The organism is Leptospira ainazelensis (assembly GCF_016918785.1).
In the GTDB taxonomy this organism is placed as follows: Bacteria; Spirochaetota; Leptospiria; order Leptospirales; family Leptospiraceae; genus Leptospira; species Leptospira ainazelensis.
In genome coordinates this window covers 116014-140450 of the sequence record NZ_JAFFPT010000060.1, presented here as the reverse complement: position 1 = coordinate 140450, position 24437 = coordinate 116014, and the positions used below count along the sequence as shown (strand labels likewise).

Annotated in this window: 23 protein-coding genes; 10 read left to right on the top strand and 13 right to left on the bottom strand. The window is 44.0% G+C overall.

The annotated features are described in order from the left end of the window. The gene (gene nhaC / locus JWG44_RS14015; protein WP_205275710.1) at positions 1 to 1404 is read left to right on the top strand and encodes a Na+/H+ antiporter NhaC; all 1404 of its coding nucleotides are present in this window, start codon (positions 1 to 3) and stop codon (positions 1402 to 1404) included. 169 nt (positions 1405 to 1573) lie between these two features. Next, positions 1574 to 2113 (top strand): M23 family metallopeptidase, encoded by a 540-nt coding sequence (locus JWG44_RS14010; protein WP_332460792.1) that lies wholly within the window; start codon positions 1574 to 1576, stop codon positions 2111 to 2113. A 239-nt stretch (positions 2114 to 2352) separates the two neighbouring features. Here the strand turns inward: JWG44_RS14010 and JWG44_RS14005 are convergent, their stop codons facing one another. Beyond that, complete coding sequence (locus JWG44_RS14005; RefSeq protein WP_205275718.1) at positions 2353 to 3087, bottom strand: hypothetical protein; 735 nt, start codon at positions 3085 to 3087, stop codon at positions 2353 to 2355. Between the two features lie 275 nt (positions 3088 to 3362). Continuing rightward, positions 3363 to 3848 (bottom strand): LIC11966 family surface protein, encoded by a 486-nt coding sequence (locus tag JWG44_RS14000; protein WP_205275626.1) that lies wholly within the window; start codon positions 3846 to 3848, stop codon positions 3363 to 3365. Between the two features lie 726 nt (positions 3849 to 4574). On the opposite strand from JWG44_RS14000, the gene JWG44_RS13995 reads away from it, so the two are divergent. Together JWG44_RS13995 and JWG44_RS13990 are read left to right on the top strand one after the other, a co-directional pair. After that, positions 4575 to 5591: an adhesin OmpL37 family surface protein gene (locus JWG44_RS13995; protein WP_205275625.1), complete on the top strand. Its 1017-nt coding sequence runs from the start codon at positions 4575 to 4577 to the stop codon at positions 5589 to 5591. A gap of 27 nt (positions 5592 to 5618) precedes the next feature. Further along, positions 5619 to 6221 (top strand): hypothetical protein, encoded by a 603-nt coding sequence (locus JWG44_RS13990; protein WP_205275624.1) that lies wholly within the window; start codon positions 5619 to 5621, stop codon positions 6219 to 6221. 85 nt (positions 6222 to 6306) lie between these two features. Here the strand turns inward: JWG44_RS13990 and JWG44_RS13985 are convergent, their stop codons facing one another. The 6 genes from JWG44_RS13985 to JWG44_RS13960 all read right to left on the bottom strand — a co-directional run bounded on the left by JWG44_RS13985 (position 6307) and on the right by JWG44_RS13960 (position 11192). Next, entirely contained in the window at positions 6307 to 7329 is a 1023-nt protein-coding gene (locus JWG44_RS13985) for an LIC11086 family outer membrane transporter (protein ID WP_205275623.1), read from the bottom strand. Continuing rightward, positions 7329 to 8204 (bottom strand): laminin/fibronectin-binding adhesin Lsa30, encoded by an 876-nt coding sequence (gene lsa30, locus JWG44_RS13980; protein ID WP_205275622.1) that lies wholly within the window; start codon positions 8202 to 8204, stop codon positions 7329 to 7331. Before lsa30 ends, JWG44_RS13985 begins: the two co-directional genes overlap by 1 nt. After that, positions 8179 to 9378 carry an MbnH family di-heme enzyme gene (locus JWG44_RS13975; RefSeq protein WP_205275621.1) on the bottom strand — a complete coding sequence of 400 codons (1200 nt, stop codon included), beginning with the start codon at positions 9376 to 9378 and terminating at the stop codon, positions 8179 to 8181. Before JWG44_RS13975 ends, lsa30 begins: the two co-directional genes overlap by 26 nt. 47 nt (positions 9379 to 9425) lie before the next feature. Then, positions 9426 to 10373, bottom strand: a complete 948-nt coding sequence (locus tag JWG44_RS13970) for an MbnP family copper-binding protein (RefSeq protein WP_205275620.1) — start codon at positions 10371 to 10373, stop codon at positions 9426 to 9428. A gap of 79 nt (positions 10374 to 10452) precedes the next feature. Beyond that, a complete protein-coding gene (locus tag JWG44_RS13965) occupies positions 10453 to 10893 on the bottom strand; it encodes an LIC_11090 family protein (protein ID WP_205275619.1) in 441 nt (146 codons plus the stop codon). Continuing rightward, complete coding sequence (locus JWG44_RS13960) at positions 10890 to 11192, bottom strand: sulfate transporter (RefSeq protein ID WP_205275618.1); 303 nt, start codon at positions 11190 to 11192, stop codon at positions 10890 to 10892. Before JWG44_RS13960 ends, JWG44_RS13965 begins: the two co-directional genes overlap by 4 nt. A gap of 143 nt (positions 11193 to 11335) precedes the next feature. Here JWG44_RS13960 and JWG44_RS13955 point away from each other — a divergent pair, with 143 nt between their 5' ends. The 3 genes from JWG44_RS13955 (at position 11336) to JWG44_RS13945 (ending at position 15762) form a co-directional block, all read left to right on the top strand. Continuing rightward, positions 11336 to 13408 carry an O-antigen ligase family protein gene (locus JWG44_RS13955; RefSeq protein WP_205275617.1) on the top strand — a complete coding sequence of 691 codons (2073 nt, stop codon included), beginning with the start codon at positions 11336 to 11338 and terminating at the stop codon, positions 13406 to 13408. Continuing rightward, positions 13405 to 14313, top strand: a complete 909-nt coding sequence (locus JWG44_RS13950) for a glycosyltransferase family 2 protein (protein ID WP_205275616.1) — start codon at positions 13405 to 13407, stop codon at positions 14311 to 14313. Before JWG44_RS13955 ends, JWG44_RS13950 begins: the two co-directional genes overlap by 4 nt. A gap of 123 nt (positions 14314 to 14436) precedes the next feature. Continuing rightward, positions 14437 to 15762, top strand: a complete 1326-nt coding sequence (locus JWG44_RS13945; protein ID WP_205275615.1) for an adenylate/guanylate cyclase domain-containing protein — start codon at positions 14437 to 14439, stop codon at positions 15760 to 15762. On the opposite strand, the gene JWG44_RS13940 is transcribed toward JWG44_RS13945, so the two are convergent. Next, a complete protein-coding gene (locus JWG44_RS13940) occupies positions 15759 to 16049 on the bottom strand; it encodes a YciI family protein (RefSeq protein WP_205275614.1) in 291 nt (96 codons plus the stop codon). The two genes, JWG44_RS13945 and JWG44_RS13940, sit on opposite strands and share 4 nt — an antisense overlap. Positions 16050 to 16334: 285 nt before the next feature. Between JWG44_RS13940 and JWG44_RS13935 the strand changes: the two genes are divergently transcribed. Continuing rightward, entirely contained in the window at positions 16335 to 17399 is a 1065-nt protein-coding gene (locus tag JWG44_RS13935) for a CARDB domain-containing protein (RefSeq protein WP_205275613.1), read from the top strand. Positions 17400 to 17697: 298 nt separating this feature from the next. Here the strand turns inward: JWG44_RS13935 and JWG44_RS13930 are convergent, their stop codons facing one another. Both JWG44_RS13930 and JWG44_RS13925 read right to left on the bottom strand, forming a co-directional pair. Next, positions 17698 to 18264 (bottom strand): metal-dependent hydrolase, encoded by a 567-nt coding sequence (locus JWG44_RS13930; protein WP_205275612.1) that lies wholly within the window; start codon positions 18262 to 18264, stop codon positions 17698 to 17700. Positions 18265 to 18269: 5 nt separating this feature from the next. Next, entirely contained in the window at positions 18270 to 18884 is a 615-nt protein-coding gene (locus tag JWG44_RS13925; protein WP_232371645.1) for a glutathione S-transferase family protein, read from the bottom strand. Between the two features lie 368 nt (positions 18885 to 19252). Here JWG44_RS13925 and ilvD point away from each other — a divergent pair, with 368 nt between their 5' ends. Then, a complete protein-coding gene (ilvD, locus tag JWG44_RS13920; protein ID WP_205275611.1) occupies positions 19253 to 20935 on the top strand; it encodes a dihydroxy-acid dehydratase in 1683 nt (560 codons plus the stop codon). Continuing rightward, positions 20932 to 21462: a nucleoside 2-deoxyribosyltransferase gene (locus JWG44_RS13915; RefSeq protein WP_205275610.1), complete on the top strand. Its 531-nt coding sequence runs from the start codon at positions 20932 to 20934 to the stop codon at positions 21460 to 21462. Before ilvD ends, JWG44_RS13915 begins: the two co-directional genes overlap by 4 nt. A 4-nt stretch (positions 21463 to 21466) precedes the next feature. Here the strand turns inward: JWG44_RS13915 and JWG44_RS13910 are convergent, their stop codons facing one another. Together JWG44_RS13910 and JWG44_RS13905 are read right to left on the bottom strand one after the other, a co-directional pair. After that, the gene (locus tag JWG44_RS13910; RefSeq protein WP_205275609.1) at positions 21467 to 22561 is read right to left on the bottom strand and encodes an SO2930 family diheme c-type cytochrome; all 1095 of its coding nucleotides are present in this window, start codon (positions 22559 to 22561) and stop codon (positions 21467 to 21469) included. A 38-nt stretch (positions 22562 to 22599) separates the two neighbouring features. After that, positions 22600 to 24111 (bottom strand): parallel beta-helix domain-containing protein, encoded by a 1512-nt coding sequence (locus JWG44_RS13905; protein WP_205275608.1) that lies wholly within the window; start codon positions 24109 to 24111, stop codon positions 22600 to 22602. Positions 24112 to 24437: the final 326 nt, after the last annotated feature.

Genomic DNA, 24437 nt, shown 5'->3' with positions numbered 1-24437 from the left:
ATTCAACCGGGTTTGTTCGAATCGGTCATTCCTGTTTTTGTTTTGGTCTTGGGCCTGGGATATGCGGGTGTGGTTTTCGGAAACGGCACAGTGGACGGGCCGGCTCAGATGCTTTTGATTCTATCCGGAACGGTCGCGAGTTTGCTCGGTCTTCGTCTCGGAGTAAAGTGGGAAACCTTAGAAGATCAGATTTTAGAATCATTGAAGAATGTTTTAAAACCCGTTCTCATTCTTTTGCTGATCGGTTCTTTGATAGGAGTTTGGATTTGGTCCGGAATCGTTCCTTCGATGATCGTCTGGGGTTTGCAAATATTGGATCCTTCTTACTTTTTGATCACCGCCTGTCTTCTTTCTTCCGTGGTTTCTTTGATCACGGGAAGCTCCTGGTCCACCGCGGGTACGGTCGGAGTCGCCTTAATGGGAATCGGAACCACATTGGGAATTCCTCCCGGAATTTCGGCAGGCGCTATCGTTTCCGGGGCTTACTTCGGAGATAAACTTTCTCCTTTTTCGGAGACTACAAACCTAGCTTCTTCCATCGCAGGAACACCTCTTTTTACGCATATTCAACATATGTTATATACTACGATTCCCGCTTTTTGTATCGCGCTTGTCGCGTTTGTTTGGATCGGGTTTGGAGAATTTTCAGGATCTTCCGGTTCCGGTCAAAAGACCGAGGAGGTCATTCGGCTTCTTGAGTCTTCGTTTCGAATCCATCCGGCCTTATTGTTTCCTCCGGTTCTGACTTTTGTCTTGATCTATTTTAAAATTCCTGCAATTCCTTCCATCTTGGCGGGAATTCTTTCCGGAATCGTTTCGGGGATATTTTTACAACATCCGGATTTGGGTTTTCAAGAAGTTTATAGACAGATTTTGAATGCGGCTTCGAAAGGAAATTCCATGGAGACCGGAAACACTCTGACGAACGCGCTTCTTTCGAGAGGTGGAATGGCTTCAATGCTTCCGACCGTTTGGCTTATTTTTTCGGCGATGTTTTTTGCGGGTGCGATGGAAGGGGCGGGGTTTATTCAGAAAATTACGACAGCGATTTTAAGATTCGCTACCACGGACCGTTCTCTTTTGACCGGAACGATTCTTACGAGTTTTGCGGCGAACCTGCTTTCTTCGGATCAGTATCTTTCGATTCTTGTTCCGGGAAAGATGTTCAAAAAAGCGTATGAAGAAAGAGGTTTGGATCCGAAAAATCTTTCCAGAGCCTTGGAAGATTCCGGAACGATGACTTCCGCTTTGGTTCCTTGGAATACCTGCGGTTCGTTTATGGCGGCCACGTTAGGCGTTCCCGTGATCGTTTTTCTTCCCTACGCGTTTATGAACCTAAGCAGTCCGATCATTTCTCTGATCTGCGCCTGGACCGGCTGGACGATTCGTCGGAAAGTTTCATGAAGGATCTCTTCCAAAACGTCAAAAGAAATTGAAGTTTTGCGATTCTAAGATCGAAGTAGTTTGGTGCGAAGAAATAGAATTCCGATTTTACGATCCTATTTTACAATTTACGTTTGGAGCCGGAGTCGTCTCTCTTTTCTTTGGATAAGAATCAGTTTCGACGGTTAGGATGGGAAAGTATAAAATAGTTTTAAGCCTTTTGTCATTCGTCATGATCGGCTTTGTAGTTCCGCAAGAATTTTCAATGCCGGTGCAAGCCGCAACAATATCCAGTTATAACAAACAATCCTTTTGGTTCTATCCCTGGGGAAGGTCGGGAACTCACAAAGGAGTCGATATCTTTGCGCAGGAAGGAGAGAACGTTCTTTCTTCCACGGATGGAATTGTAGTTTTTTGCGGCGAAATAGAAATGGGAGGGAATGTGGTTCTTGTCCTAGGGCCGAAGTGGAGATTTCATTATTACGCACATCTGAAAGAAATAAAAACTTCAATGTGGTCTTTGTTAAACCGAAAGGAGCGGATCGGAACCGTCGGCACGACGGGAAATGCAATCGGTAAACCGCCGCATTTGCATTATGCGATTCTCACCCCGATTCCTTATGTTTGGAGAATGGATCGGGACAGAGAAGGATGGAAAAAAATGTTCTTTCTCAATCCGATTCATTACATCCAATCGGCTCTTGAATCCGATTCTTCGTTTCGCAAATAAAAAATGAAGTTTTAAACGTTTTGGCGGAACCTTAAAGGAGAAAAATTTCGTTTTTCTGTATATTACGACTTCCTAATTTTGGAGACAAGAACAAACGAAAATTACAGCTTTTCCCAAAATCTCGTAAACCGAAAGATTCTCATTTTATAAAATTCTAATCAATCTGTGAGAGTTCCCACATTTTAGGTTTTCGGAAGATTCAAAATTCAAAAAATGGAATGTTCCAATCGAAAAATCTTTTAGATCAAAATTTTCAGAACCAAAAAAGTCCCGAAGTTTATTCCGCCTAAGATAAAAAACCATTGAAAACTCGGAGAAGAGATCGTCTCCAGAATCGCAAAGTCGATCGTTTTTTTGAGAGCGTTTTGCAGATCTTCCGAGTTCGGATTTTCCTGATCCGGAATTTTCGCCGAGATTTCCTTCAGAAGCGTATCAACTTTGAGTTTTTGCGTAAGTCTCGAGACGAGGGCGGTCAGTGGAAAGGGAAGGTTGTCCAACTTCGTTAAATAGTAGGGAAGATTTTGGATCTGCTGCGCGATCGAAAAATTCTTTCCTTTTGTGTTGTCCGTTTCCGCTTTTTTTCGGATCGATTCTTCCAGACGTTCCGAAAGATATTCGCTGATGATTCCCCGATTGTCCCCAAGGAGTTGATAGAGCGCTTTTGTGACGGCGAATTTTTTTCCGAAGAGAAAATGAAGCCCCGGAAATAGGATTCCAAAACCTAACACAATTAAGGTGACCGGCCAGAGTTCGATGATGATGAAGACGAGCGCGATCACTGCGCCGATTCCTCCAGCTCTTGCGATCGGAAGTCCGCCCAAATTGGAGAAAAGGGTTTGCATCTCGGGAAAAAGAAAAGCGAGAAGAATCCAGTTAAAGGTAAGTCCGATCAGGGAAAAAAATACGATGTTCAAAAGACCGGATAAAGAAGCTTTGGTGGTGGATTTGAGCAGGACCATTTTGTCTATTTTCATTCGAATTTCGTCTCTCCTTGCCGATCGGAACGGAATCTCAGAAAAACATTTCCATAAATCCGAGTCTATAAATTATTAAGGAAAAGAGAAGCGTCGATCTCGAAAATTCGGAAGAATCGACGGTCGATCGTAGTTTTGTGTTATTCTATCGGGCTCGATAGAAGGAAACCGATCAGTATCGAGTAGAATTTTTAGAGCCGTTCGTCAAACTGCGGTTTATCGGAACCATACATTCGCAGGAAATCTGTCCCGTCTCGGGACAGATTTCGTAAGTTTTACTTTGTAAATTCTTGACCGAATTTGTCCGAAGCCGCATTCAAATCGTTAGTCGCCTTTGCCAGGTTTTGATTGATACGATCCAAAAGAGTGTCGATCTGAGCCTCGTCGGCTTTTGCCCCGTTTTTTATGCCGACTCTGAGATCAATGAGGCTCTTGTAATCGGATCCTACTATTTTTTGATACAATTCGATCGAGGCGATTCCCGCATTTTTTAGAGAACCGTTCCCCTTGAAGTCCTTCATTTTTTTTAATTCTTCGAGAGCCGTTGCCAGTTTGGTTTCCCATTGTTTTCGAATCGTTTCCGCGGCCGTAAAATCCTCTTTTCCCATCGCGTCGTTCATTGCATCCATGTCTTGTCCGGCGCCGTTGACCGTGTCGATGATTTGATTGTTATAAGCTACCGGATCCTGCGAAGTGCAGGCGGAAACAAGGAGGAGGCAACTGATAGTTGCAAAAATTGTAATATTCTTCATGGTTTTCATAGGCCGATCGTTTCCTGCACATCTTTCTATGCAAGAGTTTTGAAAATTAGAATTATCGCATCTGATAAAATGAATAATCTTTATTTAAATAAAAACGAGTTCAACCTATAACTGGGAGTTGAATCTTTATGGAATATTGCTCTACTTCGACGATCATCCGGAAACGAGAATTCAATTTAAGAATTCGGTTCGAACAAATCCGGATGTGTAAGTGATGACCTTTTGTGAAGAATTGTGTGCCGCCCTAAACCTTTCTGCTGATATCTAGAAAATGGGGCCAAAGCGTTTCTTCTTTCGTTGAGTTCTTGAAGATTTGGACCTACAATGGGTTAAACCGTAATCGGGAACGATTTAAACTAAGAACTTTTCCAAAATTCTCAAAAGAAATCACTTACAGCGCGCCATGATTTTATAAAAAAAACGGTGGAGTTCCCACAAAGTTTGCTTCTGGAACGGTTTATGAATTTTCTAAAGAACTCTATCTTGCTAAATCCTGATTGGAGTTCCCACACTTTAATAGTTTCAGAACAAATCTTTTAAAGTGAAACCGGATTCTTTCGAATTTTGGAATTGGGCTAATGGTGATAAAAGTTCGAATCGGATTCAAATTTGCGGAGATTCCAAGGCGGTTAGAATCCGTTTCCGGGATCGAACAAACCCCTGAATTTTGAGCTTTTTTTCCTTGGAAAAAGGGTGGAAGGCCGATATAAAAAAGTAGAGAAAGCCATGGTTTCCAGAATTCAAACAGCACTGATCGTATTTATCTCCCTTTCCGGCGGCCTTTTGTGGGCCGTTTCACCGGATCAAACGAATCTCGGAATTTTGATTGGTGAAAACAAAATCAATCTCAAATTCATCAATATTTGTGTGAGTAATCTCGCACCGCCCTTGGAAGAGGGCGCAGGCGGAGATAAAACACCGCCAAACAATACAAAGGCGGAGGCCGGAACGGCGGCTCCTGCTACTTCTCCCGCCGAAAATAGCGCGGGCAAAGAAGAGGTTTATAAAAAGTTAAACGCGCTTCCATCGTATACGAGTCTGAAAAAAGCGAATCAATTCGATTTTAACGGAAACATGTGGTATTATCAGAGTAATTATAGCCTTTCCTTTAAAAATCTTCGAGGCGCTCAGGGCGAGATGAAGGATCTTTATCAAGCTACACACGAGGCGTATCTTCAAAACTCAAGGGTCATTTTAGAATACGCCTCTCCTTTGATCGTGAGGAGCAATGATAAGATCGCTCAACATCTTCTTCGTTTGGGATTTAGGGACCTTAAAAGTTCGGAAGATCATTTTACGACCGCATACAATTCCGCTCCGTATCAGTTCCGCTACAAACTACTGCTCCATAGCGAAGGAATCAAAATTGCAAGAAGGGCGAGAAGATTTGCGCTCCTTGCAATGATCGCTTCCAAAACCCCCGCGGAAGACAAACCGGAATATCAATTTGTAAATCTCGACGATATCAAAGCGACCGCTGAAAAAGAGAACATCTCGGATTACGAAAGAATCCGCAACACCATGATCAATTATATCGATAACGATCTCATTCAAAGAAAGATCGTTCCTCCCGGAGAATCCAAAGACAAACCGATCGATATATTAGAAATTCATGATGATAATTATTCGTTCATCACGTCCGGAAGAGTCTCTTTTATGGATATGAGCAACGACGAGATCAAAACCGACGATATGATTCAGAAGGAAACTCTTCCTCCGATACCGGCCAAAACCGGAAATTAAAATTGACTTCCGAAAGGAATTAGAAGTATGAATCGATCCAAGAAATATTCTATCGTTTGTTTTCTCGCGCTTTTTGTTCTTCCAAGTTTTTTGGAGGCCGGAACTCTTTCCTTTCGAGAGAAGAAAAAATCGATCGAAAGAAAAATCAAAATTTTGGAAGAATCCAAAAAGGCGATCCCCTTTCACAAACAGGATGAAAACTGGACAAAACTCCAAAATCTAAAGGAACGTTTTCAAAACTTCGCGCGTTCCGGAAGCGCTCAAGAAAGAGAAGAATCTTTGCTTCTTTTAGAAAGAGCGGTTCCACAGATCACTTCGGAGTTTGCCGCCGAAGGAAAAGGCTCCGCTAAAAACTTGATCATCCGTTATTCGGAAGCATTCTTACAAAAAAAGAATCATCCGGATGAAACTCCGATCTCCGTCAAGGACGAGGAAAAATCCTCCAACTACTTTCGCATGGCAAAGGAAGAATTCAATCAAGCCGAGAAGTTTGACCGGGATCGAAATGATTTTTACGCACTCGTTTTGTACGGAAGATCGATTCAGTATTCTTTAAAGGCGCTGGATTCTTTGGATTTGGATCCTCCAAAAGGTTACGAAGGTTTTTTAAAAAAGAAAACTAAGCAGTGAAAATCAGCCTTCCTGTACTCTAAGGATATTCGTTTTTATCGCACCGTCGTAGAATCTATTTCGATAGAAACTTCCTTTTGTTTTTTTATTCCCCCGTTTTCTTTTCGTTTTCTTCCGCCGAGTCGTCCTTTGTTTCGGAAGGATTTTTACGAACCTCTTCCTTTGGATCGGATTCTTTTTTTATATCGGAGTCCAATTCGGAGATCTCGATCGATACTGCGGCGGTAACGGCATAATCATACAATCGTTGATCTTCTCCTCGAAGGAGAGGGTAACGATACGCAAGATTGAAGTTGAGTTTTTCCGAAACGTTGGCAGAAAGTCCCACGCTGACCTCTCTAAAGATGGAAGGAACCTTTCCCTGATCGGATCTTTTGAGATCGATTCCTTCATACGGAGTTCGATAGAGATAACCGGTAAAAAAAGAAAGTCCCGGCTTCCAAAGCCAGGTAACGTATCCTGAAATCATCGCGGTTTTTTTGAGTAAATACGTTTCTTCCGGCGGAGCGGAAGAAGGATCTCTGAGCCAGTAGGCGATCCCGTCGTTGTCTTGTAAGTTGTTAGGTTGGGATCTTGAGAGTGGAAAAATTCCGCTGAGTCTTGTTACAAAGCTGAACTTTCCCCAAAGATATCCCAAAGTAACTCCCGGAATTCCGGAATAGTAATTCCCGCCCGTGAACTTATCCGTGTCCGGTCCGGACGGGAAGCCTACGTTTGCGCTAAAAACTACGAAGTAGTTTTTTTGAAAGTCGATCAACGGGAGATATTTCATTCCGATGTATGTTTTTCCGATACGCGCCGCATCCGATCGATCTTTTTGTTCGTAATAAGTGTAGGGTGTGCTTAGGTTGATCGCAAACATTCCGTTTTTCAGATTCATCTCGCCGTAGAAGGTGGTCGTATGGATGTTGCTGTTCTCTTTTGTTTGTTTATAGAAATCCTGGGTGAGTACGAAATAGTTTGCAGGCTTTTCCCTTTTTCCCGTAAAAGGATCCACAAATCGAGTGGAGGCCTGATCGCTTCCCCCCATCCCCGTGTGATGCGCGAAAACGGAGCGAGACGCCGAAAAAAAACAAAGAATCAATAAAATTAGAATATTCCGTTTCATTAAAATACACTGCATCCGGTTTGATACAAGACTCTGTCCTGTTGTTGAAAGTTTGTCAGGATCAGGTTGTAGAGGTTTACGTTTTGATACGGGTTGATATTGAAGGTTCCGGCCGCCGGAACCGTTCCTAGGAGAGAGATACCGGCCTGATCCTGCAAAATTCCGGTTAGGTTCCAAGTGACCGGAAAGTTTCCGAGTTTTTCGGGAACGATATCGAATCTGCATCTCGGAAACAACTCCACAACAAAGGGAGCCAGTTGGATTCTTACCGTCGTATTGATGCCCGGAGCCGTGATCTGAAACGAAAGATCCAGGGATTGTATCTTATACTTTACGGAGGCGAGATAACCAGAGGGAATCCCTTGGATGGGAGGAACTACGGAAGAATGAACGTCCCCCGTCAGTATCGATCCGTTCGCGACTTCCAGACTCGAATCCGTAAACGAAGGAGTCCCGTAGTCCGCTCCATAGGGGGAAGATACGGGCAAGTCCAAAGGAACCGTATACGGAGTATGCGATTGTGCTGAATGTTCGTTTTTGTCGATCGAACTGGACTGATTCGGTATGGTCGGTACCGGATTCGGATTGACTCGGATCGCAACCCCGTCCCAAACGATTTTTGATCCGGCTAACAACTGTAAGTTGTAGGTAGTACCTCCGGAAACAAGACTAAAAGTTCCGATATTGACGTCCTGTTGGTCGTCCGTAAAATAAATCCCGGTTTGAAACGAGGAAGTTCTCTGACTAAAAAGTGTAAGAAGTTTTTGAATCATTTTCGCTTCTTCCTCTTTTGAGTTTCCGACCGAGCCAAACGTGCAGGATCCGAAAAAGAGGGTAGCGCAAAAAAAACTAAAAAGGATCGCTGTGTTTCGCATTGGTCACGAATTCCGTATCGGTTAAACTTTTGAGAAAATTTACGAGATCCGTTTTTTCACCCGCCGTAAGTCCGATCGCAAAGACAAAACCGTTTTTGTTGGGATTGGTTCTTCCGTCTCCTGCGTTGGGACCGACGGTGACGTTTCTTCCGCCGTTGTTGTAGTGTTCCACGACATTCTCAAGAGTATCGATCGAACCGTCGTGCATATAAGGCGCGGTCAATTCTATGTTGCGGATCGACGGAGCTCTGAATTTTCCTTTGTCGGAAGCAAGCCCCGTAAATTCGAAAAGTCCTTGGTTGCCGGTAGGATAACTTCCGGTTCCGCCGACGTTATAGAGTCCGTTGTTGTGAAACGTAACTTCCTCTAACACCGTTCCTACGTGGACGCTGGTCGAAGCGAGATTAAATCCGCCGTGGCAGTGAAAACATTCTCCCTTTTCCGAGAAGAATATCTGAGCTCCTCTCAGGATGGACGCCCTTTGTGTGGAGTTTCCAAGCGCGGCGACGTCACCGTCGTAGAGATATTTGTCATAGGGAGAACGTCCTGAAATCAGAGTCCGTTCAAAACTCGCGATCGCCTTTACGAGATTCCCCGTTGTAAAAGGATCTCCTCCGGGAAAGGCCCGTGCAAACATCGTCTGATAGCGGTTATCCGATCGAAGACGATCCAACATTTCGTTTTCCTTATTGGCCAGTCCGAGTTCCACCGGATGTTCTCCGAAAATCGGAACCAACATCTGGTCTTCTAAGTTTCTTAGATTGGGATTGACCCAAGTTTGACGGAGGTTGTAGGCGACGTTGATGATTCCCTGAGAATTTCTGGGATGAACGTCGCCGGTGGAACCGATTCCCGTTGCGAGTCCGTCCGTAAACGCTTTGGCTTGTTTGTGACAGGAGCCGCAGGATTGGGTTTGATTTCCGGAAATTCTTTTATCAAAAAATAAAAATCTGCCTAAATCCACTTTTTCCTGAGTCATCGGATTGGAAGCCGGAACCTGGGGAACCGGAAAACCGGGTGGAAGATTCCATACGTAAGAATTTTGGGGAAGAAGCAAAAGAAGCAAAGCGTCGCTGTTTTTGGATTCTTTTTTTTTGAAAGGATCGATCGGAAGGATTCCGGATCCGCACTGGATCAAAAAAAGTAAAAAAATGGAATATGCTAAAAATCTCATATATTTGTCCCTTCGACGCCCGGAATTTTTCCGGGCGTTCTAATAGGTTATTTGGAGATGATCGAAAAAACCGTCTGATTCGGAGTGATCGGTACACCGGTCGCGAGATTCAATCCGATATTCGGAAATATGGTGGGGCAACCGACCGCCATCATACCTGCGGTTCCGGACATACACATAGCGCCGTTCGCGTTTGCGGTAAGGTCGATTCCTTGTAAAAGCGCCTGCACGTTGATTTTAACGGTCTGAGTCGCCGGGTTAAAACCTCCGTCGGGAGTCAAAGTAACCGGAATTCGATTGGCACGAACACAGGTGCTCGCGCTTCCGGTTCCCGTACAATCTCCCGATCCGATATGAACCGAGGTTCCGGCTGCTCCGGTTTCTGCGGTTTCAAAATCCAATTTTAAGAATTTGTAACCTGCGGTCCAGCTCCAGAACATACCGGTCGTGTTCAAGGGAGAAGGTTGACTGTCGGCGTTTAGGTGGTTTTTTTCCTCCGGAAGTCCGACCGTAAACTTGAGTCCCTTATAAGTTCCTGCGGGAATCATCGCCGAAACCATATTGTTTGTTTCCGCTGTTCCGTCGCATTTTCCGGTTTTGTCTTCGAAGTCCAGAAGCGCGATATTTCCGTTTTGAAACTTCCCGTCTTGGTTTAGACTCAGAGGGATTTCGGTTCCGTCCGCCGCGACGAGAGTAACCCCGTAGACAAACAATCGAAAGTCATGCAACTGAAACGTTAGACTTTCGGCGATATGCGCCGAAGGAACAAAAGGGACGGTTTCCAGAGTGAGCGCGTGACCTTTGAGGGTTTGTCCGCATTCTAACTTTTGAGTTCCTGCATATGCAGAAAATTGAATGCCCTGAGTGGTATTCAAAGCAACGAGCGAGGCGATGGAAAGAAGATTGTCGTCTTCCTTTTTTTTGTTCCAAGGACAGTTGATAAACGTAAAACCGACGAAAAGAATCGAAAATGCGACTAGTAATTTTTTAGTCATGAGAATTCTCCTAAAATCATAAAATGCCGATTTGAAAACTAAAGAAGGCTCGGCGCCTATTCTAAAGCGGAATCGAAATTTAGGAGAATTGAGGGGGACGAAGGAGGAAAGAAGAGGAATGAATCCCTGTATTCAAATCTTTGAATACGATGATTTCGAGAAGACCGGAAACCGGTTCTATCGGACGGAAAATTACCGCGGAAAAAAGAATGGAATAGAACGCACTCAGTTGAGAAACCTTGTTCTCCGATTTTTTACAGGCGCAGGTATGTGTTTCTCCCGATTTTGCGGAATGACAGTCCGGGAGTTTTTGGGAAGAATGGAACGTTTCCGATTCGGAACGGACGGTTTTTGTAAAACGATCGTCTTCTTGATTTTTGTGTTTTTGGGCCCGGCTTCCGTGATTGCATTCACAGATTTTGGCCTGTTCGGATAACACACAGCCGAAAAGACCGCTTGAAAACACGACTGCTTGAAATAGGATTGTGGTCGAGAGATAGACGGAAAGAAGACGTTTCATCCCAAATTGATCTTGAGTTTGGAAAGAACCAACTGTAGTCCTTCGCTCAATTTAACTTCCGAAATTTGAATTTGTTCCTTTTTCAGATCCGAGATAAATTTTAGAATTCGGTTGAGAACCATGGAGGGAATCGCGACGACCGGAGTCAGATCCAACACGACCGCTTGTGGACGGATTTCCCGGATTTGAGAAAGAATGATCTCGATTTCCTCCGATTCCACGGAGCAGATATTCTTACGAAACTCCACTCGGAACAGATTTTTATCGGGGTAGATGGTGGATTCTTCCAGTCGTTGCATAAAAGGGAACTTTCGTACAACTATTTCAGAAGCAAGTTTTTCCTGGAAACAAAAAAACTCTTTCTCGATAAGAATCCAAATCTCGACCCTAAGACATTGAATTTATCGTTTCGGAAAAAATCCTTTTGAATTTCTGTATCCTTATGCAAAATCGGAAGCAAAATCCATTCTTCTCCCATTTGCGGATCCCGGCGTGGAAGATTCAGCTTTGGATCGGATTCTCTTTTCTGCTTCTCGTTCCACTTTTGAGTTTTTATCCCTGGAAGTATAGAATCGTTTTTACCGCGGGGATGTTTTTGCTGGTTCTGATCGATTTATTTTCTCCGTTAGTCGCCACAGCGATCCTCGCCGCTTCGTCGGTTTTTTTTGGGAATCATCCAGGAGGAAGATTTTTAGAACTCCAGGATTCTTTTTGGATCTTTTGGTCCGTCAGGGGGATCGTTGAACTCAAGTTTTCAGGAAGTTCGGTCTTCTCTTTGGATTTTTGGAAACGCCCGCTTGGAATTCTTCTTCTTTGTTTTTTTGCTTCCGGGTTTTTGAGTCTTCTCGCCAATCCGGAACTCGTATTTGATCTCCGTTTTTATCAAAAAGGATGGTTTTGGTTTTTACATTCCACGGAGCTCGAGCCCTGGTATCCGATCAAACTTCTTACGATCGGTCTTTTATTTTGGGTCGGTTTGAACTCAAGAAAAGAATGGTTGAAAAAAAGTCAAAACTCCGATCGGCTTTTGGATTTTTTCGCGATCGGAATCGTAAGCGGTCTTTTTATCGCGGTCATAGTGGGTTGGCTGGAATATTTTTTTCCATTCGTCAAATCAAAGTTAGACGCGTATCATTTTTGGCTGGATGGATACAAACTCGTTGCGGAGCCGCATGCTTTTTTTCCGTGGATAAAAAAACTGCAGGCTCCTTTTGGAATTCAATCCCTGTTTTGGAATCGAAGTTGGTTTGCGGTTTATCTGATTTCAAGTATTCCTTTTTTATTCTATATCCTTTTTGAAAAACTAAACAAAAGGTTTGAAAACTACGACTCGATCTCTAAAACGTTTCGGGACCGGAATCTCACCCGGATCTTTTGGTTTTTGGGAATCTTTTTTTTCCTGGGTTTGACGCTTCTTTGGATCGGAGCTCGGGGAGGAATCCTTTCCTTTGTGGTTCTTTGGATCGTCGCGGGTTTTCATTTTCTCTTTTTCAAGTCGGTAAAAAAAGAATGGCTTCAAAAGGGATTTGTTCGATTCGGGATTTCGGCTCTGATTCTTTGTGGGATCGGATTTCCGATCCTCGTAGTTTATACAAAACTCGGGGAAGGTGATCCGGAACGTCTTTCTCATTTTACGGCGGGTTGGAAACTTTTTTTAACCAAACCCTTGTTTGGCGGAGCATTCGAGTCTTATGGATGGTACAACGAATGTTGTCTGAGCCAGAGCGGAAAAGAAAGTCAGTATCACACGACTCATAACCAGTGGATTCAGATTTTTTCTGGACTTGGAATTTTCGGCGCGGTCATTTTTGCTCTGCTTTGGGGATTGCTTTTGGATTCGATCGCGTTTGGGAAAAAGGAAAAAAACGCGTCGATCGGCGCAAACTCCTTGTATTTGGGTGCGGCCGTTGCGATCTTCGTCTATTCCTTTTTTCAAGAATGGTTCTATCTACGCGGGGTTTATCTTCAGTGGATTGTTTTGTTCGTTTTTTTCGAAAAGGAAGTTTTAGATAAAACAAACAAATACGCTTTTGGAATATTCCAAAAGAAGAATGTTCTGAAAATCGTTTTTTCTTTGGTCGTTTTGTTTTGTCTGTCTTTTTATTTTTTCCCGACTAAGCTGTTTCGGTCCGGGGTTTATTTTCCACCGGGAGTAGAATTGCCTCCCGAAGGGAAGCCGCGTTCCGCATGGATCTTGGAAGGTCGGAGTTCGATCGTCTTAGTAAGCGAGCCCGATTCTTATTCCGTTTATCCGCAACATGATTTTCCCGACGGAATTTCGAAGATCGATATAGAAGGTGGATATCTACAATCCCGTTTGTTTCCAAAGTCGACGGATCGGCAGGATCGTTTAATTTTTAGAACGGTGGAAGGTCAGAATATTCTAAAATTGGAATGTGGTTTAGGGACCGAGAGAAAGGATCTGGAGAAGTTCGCATTCTGGAAATCTCGGGTTCTGGATCCGGAACCCCGAAAGATCTGCGGTAGAATTTTGATCGAGAAACGTTTTCTATGAATTCTCTTCCCGTCTCGGTAATCATTCCCACCTTCAACCGAGAGCAAAAAATTCTGACTGCGATCGAGAGTGTTCTGAAGCAGACTCGATTGCCCGAGGAAATTCTCGTCGTAGACGACGGTTCCACGGATGGGACAGTCTCAAATATCCGCGGACGATTTTCGAATTTTTTGGAAAGGATCCGGATTCTTACCTTGGAACATCACGGTGTGAGTTACGCCAGAAATCGGGGGGTGGAACTCGCAAGCTGTGATTGGATCGCGTTTTTGGATTCGGACGACGAATGGCTGCCCGAGAAGTTGGAAAGACAGTGGGAGTTTTTGCAAAAAAATCCGAACGTCAGAATTCTTCAATCCTCGGAAGTCTGGATCCGAAACGGGAAGAGGGTCAATCCTCCGATTTATTTACAAAAAAAAGACGGACAAATTTTCGGAGAAAGTCTGGAATTCTGCGCGGTCACTCCTTCTTCCGTGATCTTACAAAAAGGACTCTTTTTGGAAACAGGGGGAATGGACGAAAACTTGCCCGCCTGCGAAGACTACGATCTCTGGTTACGGATCACTTCTCAAAATCCCGTGGTTTTGTTAAGCGAAGAACTCCTGATTCGATACGGAGGTCACGAAGACCAACTCTCCTTTCAGTATCCCGTTATGGATCGATTCCGGATTTACTCCATTCTAAAATTATTAAATACTCATATATTGACCGCAGCGCAGGAAGAACAGGCAGAGGCCATTCTGTTTATAAAGTGGAATGTTTTAAAACAAGGAAGGATCAAAAGAAATCTTTGGAATCCGGGATTGGATCTTCTTTGGGAAGAAACGATTCGAAACGGTTTCTCTTCTCCGTCCGGAAAATCCTTCCAAACGTTTTTACTCTCCAATGAAAACTGGACTCGAACCTAATTTCTTTCCGATCGTTTTTTATCTCCGATTTGATTTCTGGTTTTCTTTTTTTTCCCGATTGTGAAATGTAATTTCAACTTGGATCGTATCGTGTTAAAATCGAGATCCATCGGAGAAAATTAGATGCTCAAAGGTTTTCAGGAACTCATTCAAAGAAAAAAAAAGTTAGTGATGGACGCGCTTTCTTTTGAAGTTTTAAAAAGTGAGATCGTTCGTACTCGGATTTTGTTTCGTTTCTTTTTGGCCGCCACTCTCGTACTCGGCTTCGTTTATTTTATCTTTGGCGAAAGGATGACAAAGGAAGTCGGAGTTCGTCTTCCGTTTGAAGCGATCGTCCTTACAGGTCTCGGGATTTCTTTTTATGAATATATCGTCTACAGGATGTTTCTTCTGTTTCAGAAAAAACGAAAGATTATCTTTCCGCCGGCGCGTTTTGGAAACGCCTTTATCGAGATTTCCTTTGTTACATTTTTGATCTGGTTGAATATCAATTCGTTCGGTTCTCCTTTGATTCCGCTTTATTCGCCCGCGCCTTATATTTATTCTATCTTTATCATTCTTTCGGTGTTACGACTTGAATTTTCTCTGAGTGTGTTTACCGGTTTGATCGCCGGCGTCGAGTTGTTCGGTCTGGCTTTTATCTATATTCCCGCGAACGAAATCAAACTTTCGATTCAGTTCTTCAATTCGTTTATGCCGTTTTTAGGGAAAGGAATTCTGTTGTTGATGGGCGGTGTCGTTTCCGGTTTGGTCGCGGTTCAGTTAAAAAGAACCCTGATTTCGGCAACCGACGCGGTTCAGGAAAAGAATAAGGTGGTCGGAATGTTCGGCCAGTATGTTTCTCCCGAGGTCGTGGATCGTCTTCTCGAACAGAAAAACGAAAACTTCTCCGAGTTCAAACACGTTTGTGTGATGTTTTTGGACATTCGAAATTTTACAAGATTCTCCGAAAAACGATCTCCCGGTGAAGTGATCGATTATCTCAATTATCTTTTTACTCACTTGATCGATATCGTCAACATGCACAACGGGATGATCAATAAATTTTTGGGAGACGGTTTTATGGCGGTTTTCGGAGCGCCGATCTCGGACGGGGCCAACGACATTCACAACGCGGTGAACGCGTCATTGGCGATTCTCAAAAAAGTGGAACAACTCAACCTGGAAGGAAAAATCCCGGAGACAAACATCGGGATCGGTCTTCATTCGGGCGAGGCGATGACGGGTAACGTTGGATCCGAAGCCCGCAAAGAATACACGATCATCGGAGACGTCGTTAATCTCGCGTCGAGGGTCGAACAGTTGAATAAGGAATTTCAGACGAAATTTTTAGTGACTCAGGCGGTTTTTGACAACGTAAAAGACAAGGTTCCGGGAAGACATCTTTCTTCGATCCATGTAAAAGGAAGAGAAGAGCCCGTGGACATTTACGAGCTCGCGAAACTCTAAAGCCAGAATTCGAATTCTTTCTGGTATTTGACCGGATTCCATTCTAAGATTTGGTATTCGGCGACTCCGTTTGTATAAAAAGGATCTTGTTGGCAAAACGCCTCAAGGTCCTTTCTCGTTTCCGCTCTTGCGATCAAAATTCCTCCGCTTCTTGGTTCTTGTGGTCCGGAAGCGAGAAGAATTTTTTGTTCGTATCCTTTGGAAAGAAAGGCTCTGTGTTCGATCACGTGTTGATCTACGATTTCAATCGGAGTGAGATAGCGGAGAATTACGATAAACTGTTTCATTGGAATTCCTATAATGGAGGAGACTCTTGTATTTTAAACCTTAATTTAACGAATGTCTTTGAGAATGTAGACAAATATCCTTTTTGATGTTTCTCCGATCGCTTTTGGATACCATCGAGTCGTTTTTGTCTGCAAACTTTTGAAGAGTGCTCCTTTTGAAACCTTCTTTTTTTTGAATTTTAACCGCGAAAGTTTTCCCTCGTTGTCTCAGTTTCGAACCTCGAGTTGTATGTTTCAGCTACAAGAAAAGCTGATCAGTGCGTGCATTTCTTGAAGGAAAATTTTATGACTTTGAATTTTAGAACAAAAGCGAAAACCATTTTTATTTTGATTATGTTTCTTGTTTTTGCTCGGTGTAATCAAAATTCTCAAGCTGGGGACGAAGCAATTCCGCTTCTTTCGCTTGTAACCAATGTAGGAAATTCGAACGGTATCGAAAATCAAACGACCGTGGATGGGTCGAATCTGGAAGCTTCCATTCAGCCGGAGCTGGTATCAAACCCTATCGCGGATTTGAACGCTTCGTTCGGAGAAGGTCCGGATTTGGTTCCAACGGGGATTACTCATTTTTATACACTTCCCGTTGGCCAATCGTTTTTAGAAGGTGTTTTTGTTAAGAATTTTGGAAACGTTTTAGCAAAAGGGAATACCGCTTCCCAAGTGGGCTATAAAGTCGATTTCCTTCTTTCTAAGAATCAGGAAGCGGTACAAGGAACTCCTATCAAATTGGGAAGTTTGAGTCTGACGAAAGACTTACCTGCGGGGCAGGGTGAATATCAGCTCGAGAAACTCAGGATTCCGAGAGAACTATCTGCGGGAAGTTACGATCTTTGTGCGATTGTCGATCCGGAAGGAGCGGTTTTAGAATCGAATGAGAACAACAACAGATTTTGTGTTACGATGGAAATCACCGTTCCTTCCAGTCTTCTACCGGATCTCGTGATTCCACGCGCTTCCATTTATCCGAGCGGAATGAAATGTAGAGCCGGAAAGCCGATGCTTTTCGTGACGGCCGAAGTGAAAAATATCGGAAAAGCGGCAAGTCCTAATCTCTTACAAGTCGGACTCTTGAACGCGCTCGATACGAATGGAGCCGTATGGGGAGAGGGGAACGGCGTTTGGGGGAATGGAATCGGACTGGAAGCGATTCAACCCGGTCAAACCGTGACGGTTACCTTTCCAATCTATTACTTGGAAAAGGATCCGTTGTTTATGGAAGGTTCGCACATTTTTGATCTGAGAGTCAATCGCGGCAACTGGATTCAGGAAGCGGACATTAAGAATAACGGATATAAGAAGAGTTTGGAAATTACGATTCCGGAAGGATACTGCAAAAATCATCCCGGTTGAAAAAAGACTTCACGCTTTGAAAAAAAACCGTTCGAGACAAAGAAAAACGTCTCGAACGGTTTTTTCATTTTTAGAATCAGAATACTCGAAAGAACGAACTTTAGAATCGTTCACGATAGAATTGAGACGTTCCCTTCTTGAAACGGAAAAAATTCTACAAGTTGCGAGATGAAAACGAAAGGGTCCGTATTAAAATCGTTCGAGGATAGTGTCAAAACTACAAATTCGACGCTCACTTAAAGATTCTAAAGGCGCGGATTTCTCGAGAGAAATACTAATAAAATCCGACTTTGATTCGTTAGTTGTCAGCTTTGTTTTTATGGATGGGGACTCGGATCCGACGCGTTAACGTTCGCAGTAAGAAGACCAAAACGGAAATCGACAAAAACGGAATCCAAACAAAAAGAAACTCCGATCGTAACACCGTCATACCTCTCGCGGTCAAAAAGTTTTTGACGCCGATCGGGGAAACGCGGATCGGTCTGTAATCGAAAAAAAATCTTTCGGAAGAATAGGGAACCAAAAATCCAACGCCCAAACCTCCGCTCGTCATCGCGTCCAGAAGTCCGTGTGATAAAATCGATAGAAATAAGAATGGGATAAGAATCCTCGCTTTTACTTGAAACCGACGGACAAGAACACAGGCAAAAATCGAAAGAGAAAATGCGAATCCGATGGAATGACTCAAACCCCGATGACCCAAGTCGGCTTCATAAGGAATTCCTAATTTGAATGCGATTACGTCCGCGTCCGGAAGAACTGAAAATATCATTCCCGCGGTTAACAGTTTTAAAGGGATCGTCTTTTTGCCAAGAGCGATCCATAAGGAAATCGGAACCGCCGTATGAGTCATGATCGTAGGCATTCGGTTTAATCCTTGGTATCGATGGAAATCATCTTTGGAAAACTTTTCACGTTTTGCAGCCATTTCTCCACTGAAGGAAAACTTACCAAGGAAAACCCGCCGTCCTCGGCGACGTGGGAATAGGCGTATAACGCGATGTCGGCGATCGTGAGTCTGTTTCCTACGAAAAAGTCCCTGTTTTTGAGATGAGCCTCCATCACCGTAAACGCTTTGATTCCTTTGGAATGATTGTTTGCGATCTGTTCCGCGTTTGTATTTTCCGGAGCAAATTTGAGGAGCCAGCGGTTGACCGCCACAAAAGGTTCGTGGCTGTATTGTTCGAAAAAAAGCCATTCTAAAATTCGAGTTTGTTCCAAAAGCTCGTTGGAAAAAAATTTCGTATCTCTTGCAAGGTAATATAGAATCGCGTTGCTCTCCGAAATATTGGCGCCGTCCTTCAGTTGAAGCACCGGAATTTTTCCGTTTGGATTGATCTTTAGAAATTCCGCAGTTTTGGTTTCTCCCTTTCTGGTATCCAGTTCCACCCATTCGAACGGAAGATCCAAAAGTGTAAGAATCGTTTTTACCTTATGGCAATTTCCGGAAACCTTCATCCCGAAAACTTTATAATTTTTTTCCAAATCGAATTCTCCCGCGTCTTTGTCCGAATTTTACGATCGACTTGTTTTGGAGCCGAGTCCTTTCGTTTTGAAACAAAGAATCTTTCGGAAACATCTTTTTGACTCCGCGAAGCCTGTATTTCTTTTTTTTAAACGGAAGACTTAATATTTAAGAATCGGATTCGATTCTTAACAAAAAAGAAGGCCGCAGTTTCAAGAAGACGGAAGTTAGAATCAAAAAGATCCTTCGGTTCTTTTTTCCCTTTTTAAGTTTGACGGAGAGGAGAATTTGTAAGATCGTATTTCCGTTCGCCTTGCTTTCTGACTTTTTTTCAAGTTTTACAAAACGAAAGGTTGTTTGTGCGCGAGGTTCCGATCGGATCTGATATATGAGTGATCGTTTTAAAAAAAGAAGTTCCATGACGACGGATGGGGACAACCGAGCTCCCAATCGTGCCATGCTTCGGGCCGTCGGGTTTACGGACGAAGACTTTCAAAAACCGATGATCGGCATCGCTTCCACCTGGAGCGAAGTCACTCCTTGCAATATTCATATCAACGGGCTTGCACAAAAAGTCAAGGAAGGTGTGAGGACCGCCGGCGGGATGCCTCAAGTCTACGGAACGATTACCGTATCCGACGGAATTGCGATGGGCCACGAAGGAATGCACTATTCTCTTCCTTCCCGAGAAGTTATCGCGGATTCGATCGAGATCGTTTCCAATGCGATGAGACACGACGGTGTGATCGCGATCGGCGGTTGTGATAAGAACATGCCGGGTTGTTTGATGGCTCTTTGCCGCGTCGATGTTCCTTCCATCTTTGTTTACGGGGGAACGATTCTTCCGGGAAATTGCGACGGTCAAGACGTGGATATCGTTTCCATCTTCGAAGCGGTCGGTAAGTTCAACGCAGGAAAAATTTCAAGAGAAGAATTTATCCGAATCGAAGAGAACGCTTGTCCCGGAGCCGGAAGTTGTGGAGGAATGTACACCGCGAATACGATGGCTTCCGCGATCGAAGCTCTGGGAATGAGCCTTCCCGGTTCCGCATCGATGCCGGCGGTCAGTTCCAGAAAGTCGAACGACTGTTACGAGGCGGGAAAGGCCCTGATCGAATTGATCCAAAAAGACATCACTCCTAAAAAAATTCTCACCAAAAAAGCGTTCGAAAACGCGATTACCGTCGTTCTTGTGTTAGGCGGTTCTACGAACGCGGTTCTTCACTTGATAGCGATCGCCAAAGAGATCGGAGTAAATCTGACTCTGGATGACTTCGATAGAATCAGTAAAAAAACTCCCCACCTAGCGGACTTAAAACCCGGCGGAAAATACGCGATGACCGATCTCGATAAGGTAGGCGGGGTCCACGGCGTGATGAAGTATCTTTTAAACGAAGGAATGCTCCACGGAGATTGTCTCACCGTCACGGGAAAAACACTTGCAGAAAATCTAAAAGACATTCCGGACCTTGTCGCCGGTCAAACGATCGTTAAAAAGAAGTCGGAAGCGCTCCATCCTTCCGGTCCTCTTGTGATTCTCAAAGGAAACTTAGCGCCCGATGGAGCCGTCGCAAAAATTTCAGGACTCAAAAAAATTTCGATCACCGGACCCGCGAAGGTTTTCGAATCCGAAGACGATTGTTTTAACGCGATCCTGGGCGATCAGATCAAAGCGGGGGACGTGATTATCATCCGTTACGAAGGTCCGAAGGGCGGGCCTGGAATGAGGGAAATGTTAGCGGTTACGTCCGCGCTCGTCGGAAAGGGACTCGGCGAAGACGTTGGGCTTATGACCGACGGTCGTTTTAGCGGCGGAACCCACGGTCTTGTGGTAGGACATATTTCTCCGGAGGCGTTTGACGGAGGCCCCATCGCGATCGTTCAAAGCGGGGACAACGTGACCATCGATTCTTCGAAAAATCTTCTGCAAGTTGAAATTTCTCAGGAAGAAATCGATAGACGACTGAAAAATTGGAAACCGATGGAACCTCGTTACAAATCCGGAGTACTCGCCAAATACGCGAAGCTGGTCCAATCCGCCTCCAACGGGGCGATCACGAATCTGCTTTGAAAACGATCTATCTTGCAGGGCCTGAAGTTTTTTTACCCGACGCGGTTGAAGTTCTTCAGGATAAAAAATCCCTCTGTTTTTCCCGGGGTTTTTCGGCGCTTTCTCCTTTTGATTCCGAAGTTCCGAAAGACGCAAAAAGAAACCAGGATCTAGCCCGAAAAATATTTTTTGGAAATTTGGATCTGATCCAGAAATCGGATCTCATATTAGCGAATTGTAATCCGTTTCGAGGACCGCTTGTGGACGACGGCACTGCCTTTGAAATCGGATACGCCTTCGCTCTCGGAAAAACAATCTACGGTTATGCGAAATCGCTTCCTCCTTTGCCCGAAATCGTAAAAAGAATGATACCGACGTTTCCCCATTCTTCCGGCTACGCGATGGATCGCGAAGGTTATTTGTTAAACGAAGACTTCGGCAATTCCCTCAACTTGATGCTGCAGTACGCGATCGAAGGTCGCGGATTTTTGGTAGAAGGAGAATTCGAGGACGCGCTCCAGGAAATCGTCGCGCGCGAATCGATCTGAGATTCTAAGGACAACTTTTTGCTTTCATCCCTGCGATCCATTTGTAAATGAGATCGACTCCTTCTTTGTGAACAAGCGCTCTTCCTATCTGCGGCATCATCGCTCCAGGATCGGTTGTCGCCATTCTATGATGGAGAATGGATTCTTTCGGACTTCCCGGTACTATATCAAATCGGAGTCCCCCGCCTCCTTTTCCTGCGGATCCGGGAGTCTTACAGACTCCAAATAGGGACATGTCCTCCTCGTCGTAAGAAAGAATCAGCTTGGAATTAATGCCTCCGGCCGCACTTGCTTGGTGACAGTGGGCACAGTTGATATCCAAATAAGCCCTAGCTCTTTCGTTGATCGATTCTTTTTCGTCCAGAGCATTCGCGAGTTTCGGAATTCCGAAAAATGGAAGGCCGACCAATGCGTTCCTCTTCGACATATATCGAAGTTGGTTTTCCTTATCCGAGGTAAAACCGTATTCCTTATTGAGATGTCTCGCTTTGATTCCGATCGGTACTATGGATTGCGCTCTGCCTTCATAGGATTGATGACAGGAAGAACATTGGTTTCTGGACGGCACCGAGTAGTTGAAGGTTCGTTTGGATCCGGCCTCGTCCTTATAATTCACCGGAATGGTTTCTCCTGCGTATGCGATATCGGCATCCGTATTCTCCTCATTCCAAACATACGACACGGCAAACCAACCTTTCGGTTGGTGTATCAAAAGACGGGTTTCCAGTCTTTTGCCGAATTGTCCTGACTTTGTGGAGAAATTTTCAGGAAGAGAAAACGTTTTTGCGATTACACTTCCGATCGGAAAGTCGAATTCCCTTTCGGAATTGTAGGCCATGTTGGTTCCGTTCGGCAAAAAAAGAATACGATCCTTTCTTGTATAATCGGAGAACAACGGAGTGTTCAAATCGTATTCGATGCCGGAAGAGATCGGGATCAGTTTACTCGGGTTGATTGTTGAGAATAATCCGTAAGCGGATAGTTTTTCGTTTATTTTTACCACCTTTCCCTCAAGATTGAGATTGGCTTTTGCCCCGCAGCCTATAACAAATAAACTGAATATACTAAAAACGCTTACCCATAAAAAACGAGCTTTCATATCGTTATTCCTATCTCTTCTCATTTTCAAATCGAAGTTTAAGCACCGGGAAAAACGACGGGCATACCTTCGAACCGAAATCCTTCGCAATCGAAACCGGAATTAGGAGTTCCGCCATAGGCGGGTGCATCCGAATATCGATATACTTTCGTTTCACCCGATCTTACCGATTTACGCATGGATTCATCCGTCGGGTCTTCCGAATTGTCGAGGATGGCAGGTAGGTTTATATCCAAAAGGGAGGGCGCGACCTTTCCCTTGTTATTGTTTTTTAGACAGATTCGGTTGAGATTTCCAGGATGATTTCCGAACCAAGTCGTCATTTGGAGAACCGTGAATCCGGTATCGACTCCATCATACACGATATTGGGAACAGGCTCCGCTTTTTTGTTATTTGAAACGTTAAATTCATTGATTGAATCCATCACCGATTTAACGAGCAAACCGAGAGGACGGTTTTTACCGTCGGTGCTACCGTTGTCCACCGCTTTGCCGGAATCCTCTCCGAAAGAGTTATCGTGCAGATAGATGTCGTGTGCTCGCCAATTGTTCATAGGCCATTCGGAAAAATTCGGAGTTTCCGATACCAAGCCGTTCATAATTCCGATATCGGTAGAATTGTTTTTTCCGAAGACATTGTCGTAGATCTCGATATCTCGAATCGAAGTAAGTACCATTCCTACGCCGGCGGGAACAGTCTTTACGATTCCCGTGCTTGCAAAATTCGGATTGTTATTGCCGTAGATCCGATTCTTATGAACCCGAATGTTTCTGGAAACGATCGTATTCTTGTTCAAATCGTATGCTAAAAAACCGCCCGTGTTATTGGTTACCGTGTTTTCGTAGACGTCTGCGTTGATCGTATTTTCGATCTCAAGTCCCATTACGTTGTATTCTGCTCGATTGTAACGAACGAGTGCGTTGATACACTGTCCGACATACAATCCTGCATCCGAAGCATAAAAGGTATCCGTATTCTGCAAAAGGACGTTGATTACGTTGACCGGATAAACTCCGTATGCTCCGTTCTTTTTCATCGCTTCACCGGAGGTTGCGGACCACGTAACTTCAATGTTATCGATTAAGATGTTTTCGGATAATCGGATTTCCAATCCGTTTTTCGGGCTATCGAGAATTTTTAGATCCCGAATGGTAAACGAATTTGCCGCTTCCACATCCACTCCGTTGACGTTTCCTGCATCCACGAATTTCAGAGTGGTCGCTTTTTTGCCTGCGCCTTTCAGTTTGATTCCGTTGACTCCGGAAATAGAAACGCTGTTGTTGAAAACGTAGATTCCCGAAGCTAAATCGATGGTCGTACATTCTTCCAGAGAGTTGAGTAAGGTTTGTAATTCCTTAATCTGATTCGGAATAAATTTGAAAGTTTTAGAATTCTTATTTTTACAATACGTATCCGAATCGGAAAACGTCGCCGGGAATGTGGGAACGGTCTTTTTTTCCATTCGAGAGAAAAATAAAAAGGTAATATACAGAATGGGTAAAAGGACGATCGTTCCCATTGTTATCAATTTTATATTTGCGTTTTTCATGTATGGATTCTCCTGAATAACTCTCCGTTCTTGATTGCAGACCGATAAAAACGGAATTTAAATCGTTTACAATAAAAATTTCTCCCAAAGTAGAGATTGGGGAGATAATCCTTGCTTCCCCGGGCGAAGACGGTTCAGCCTGGGCTTGTTCCTTTTGCTCATATTCCGCGGATGAAATGGTATCTGAGGAAGACCGAATTTTTGAAAATTTCTTTTCTTTCGGAAAGAGGCCTTCGTTTGGATGGAAAAATCTGAAATACGCAGTTTATAAGAAACTATTTTCCAAGAACAAAACCGAAGAGGTGAATCGAAAAATAAATTTTGTC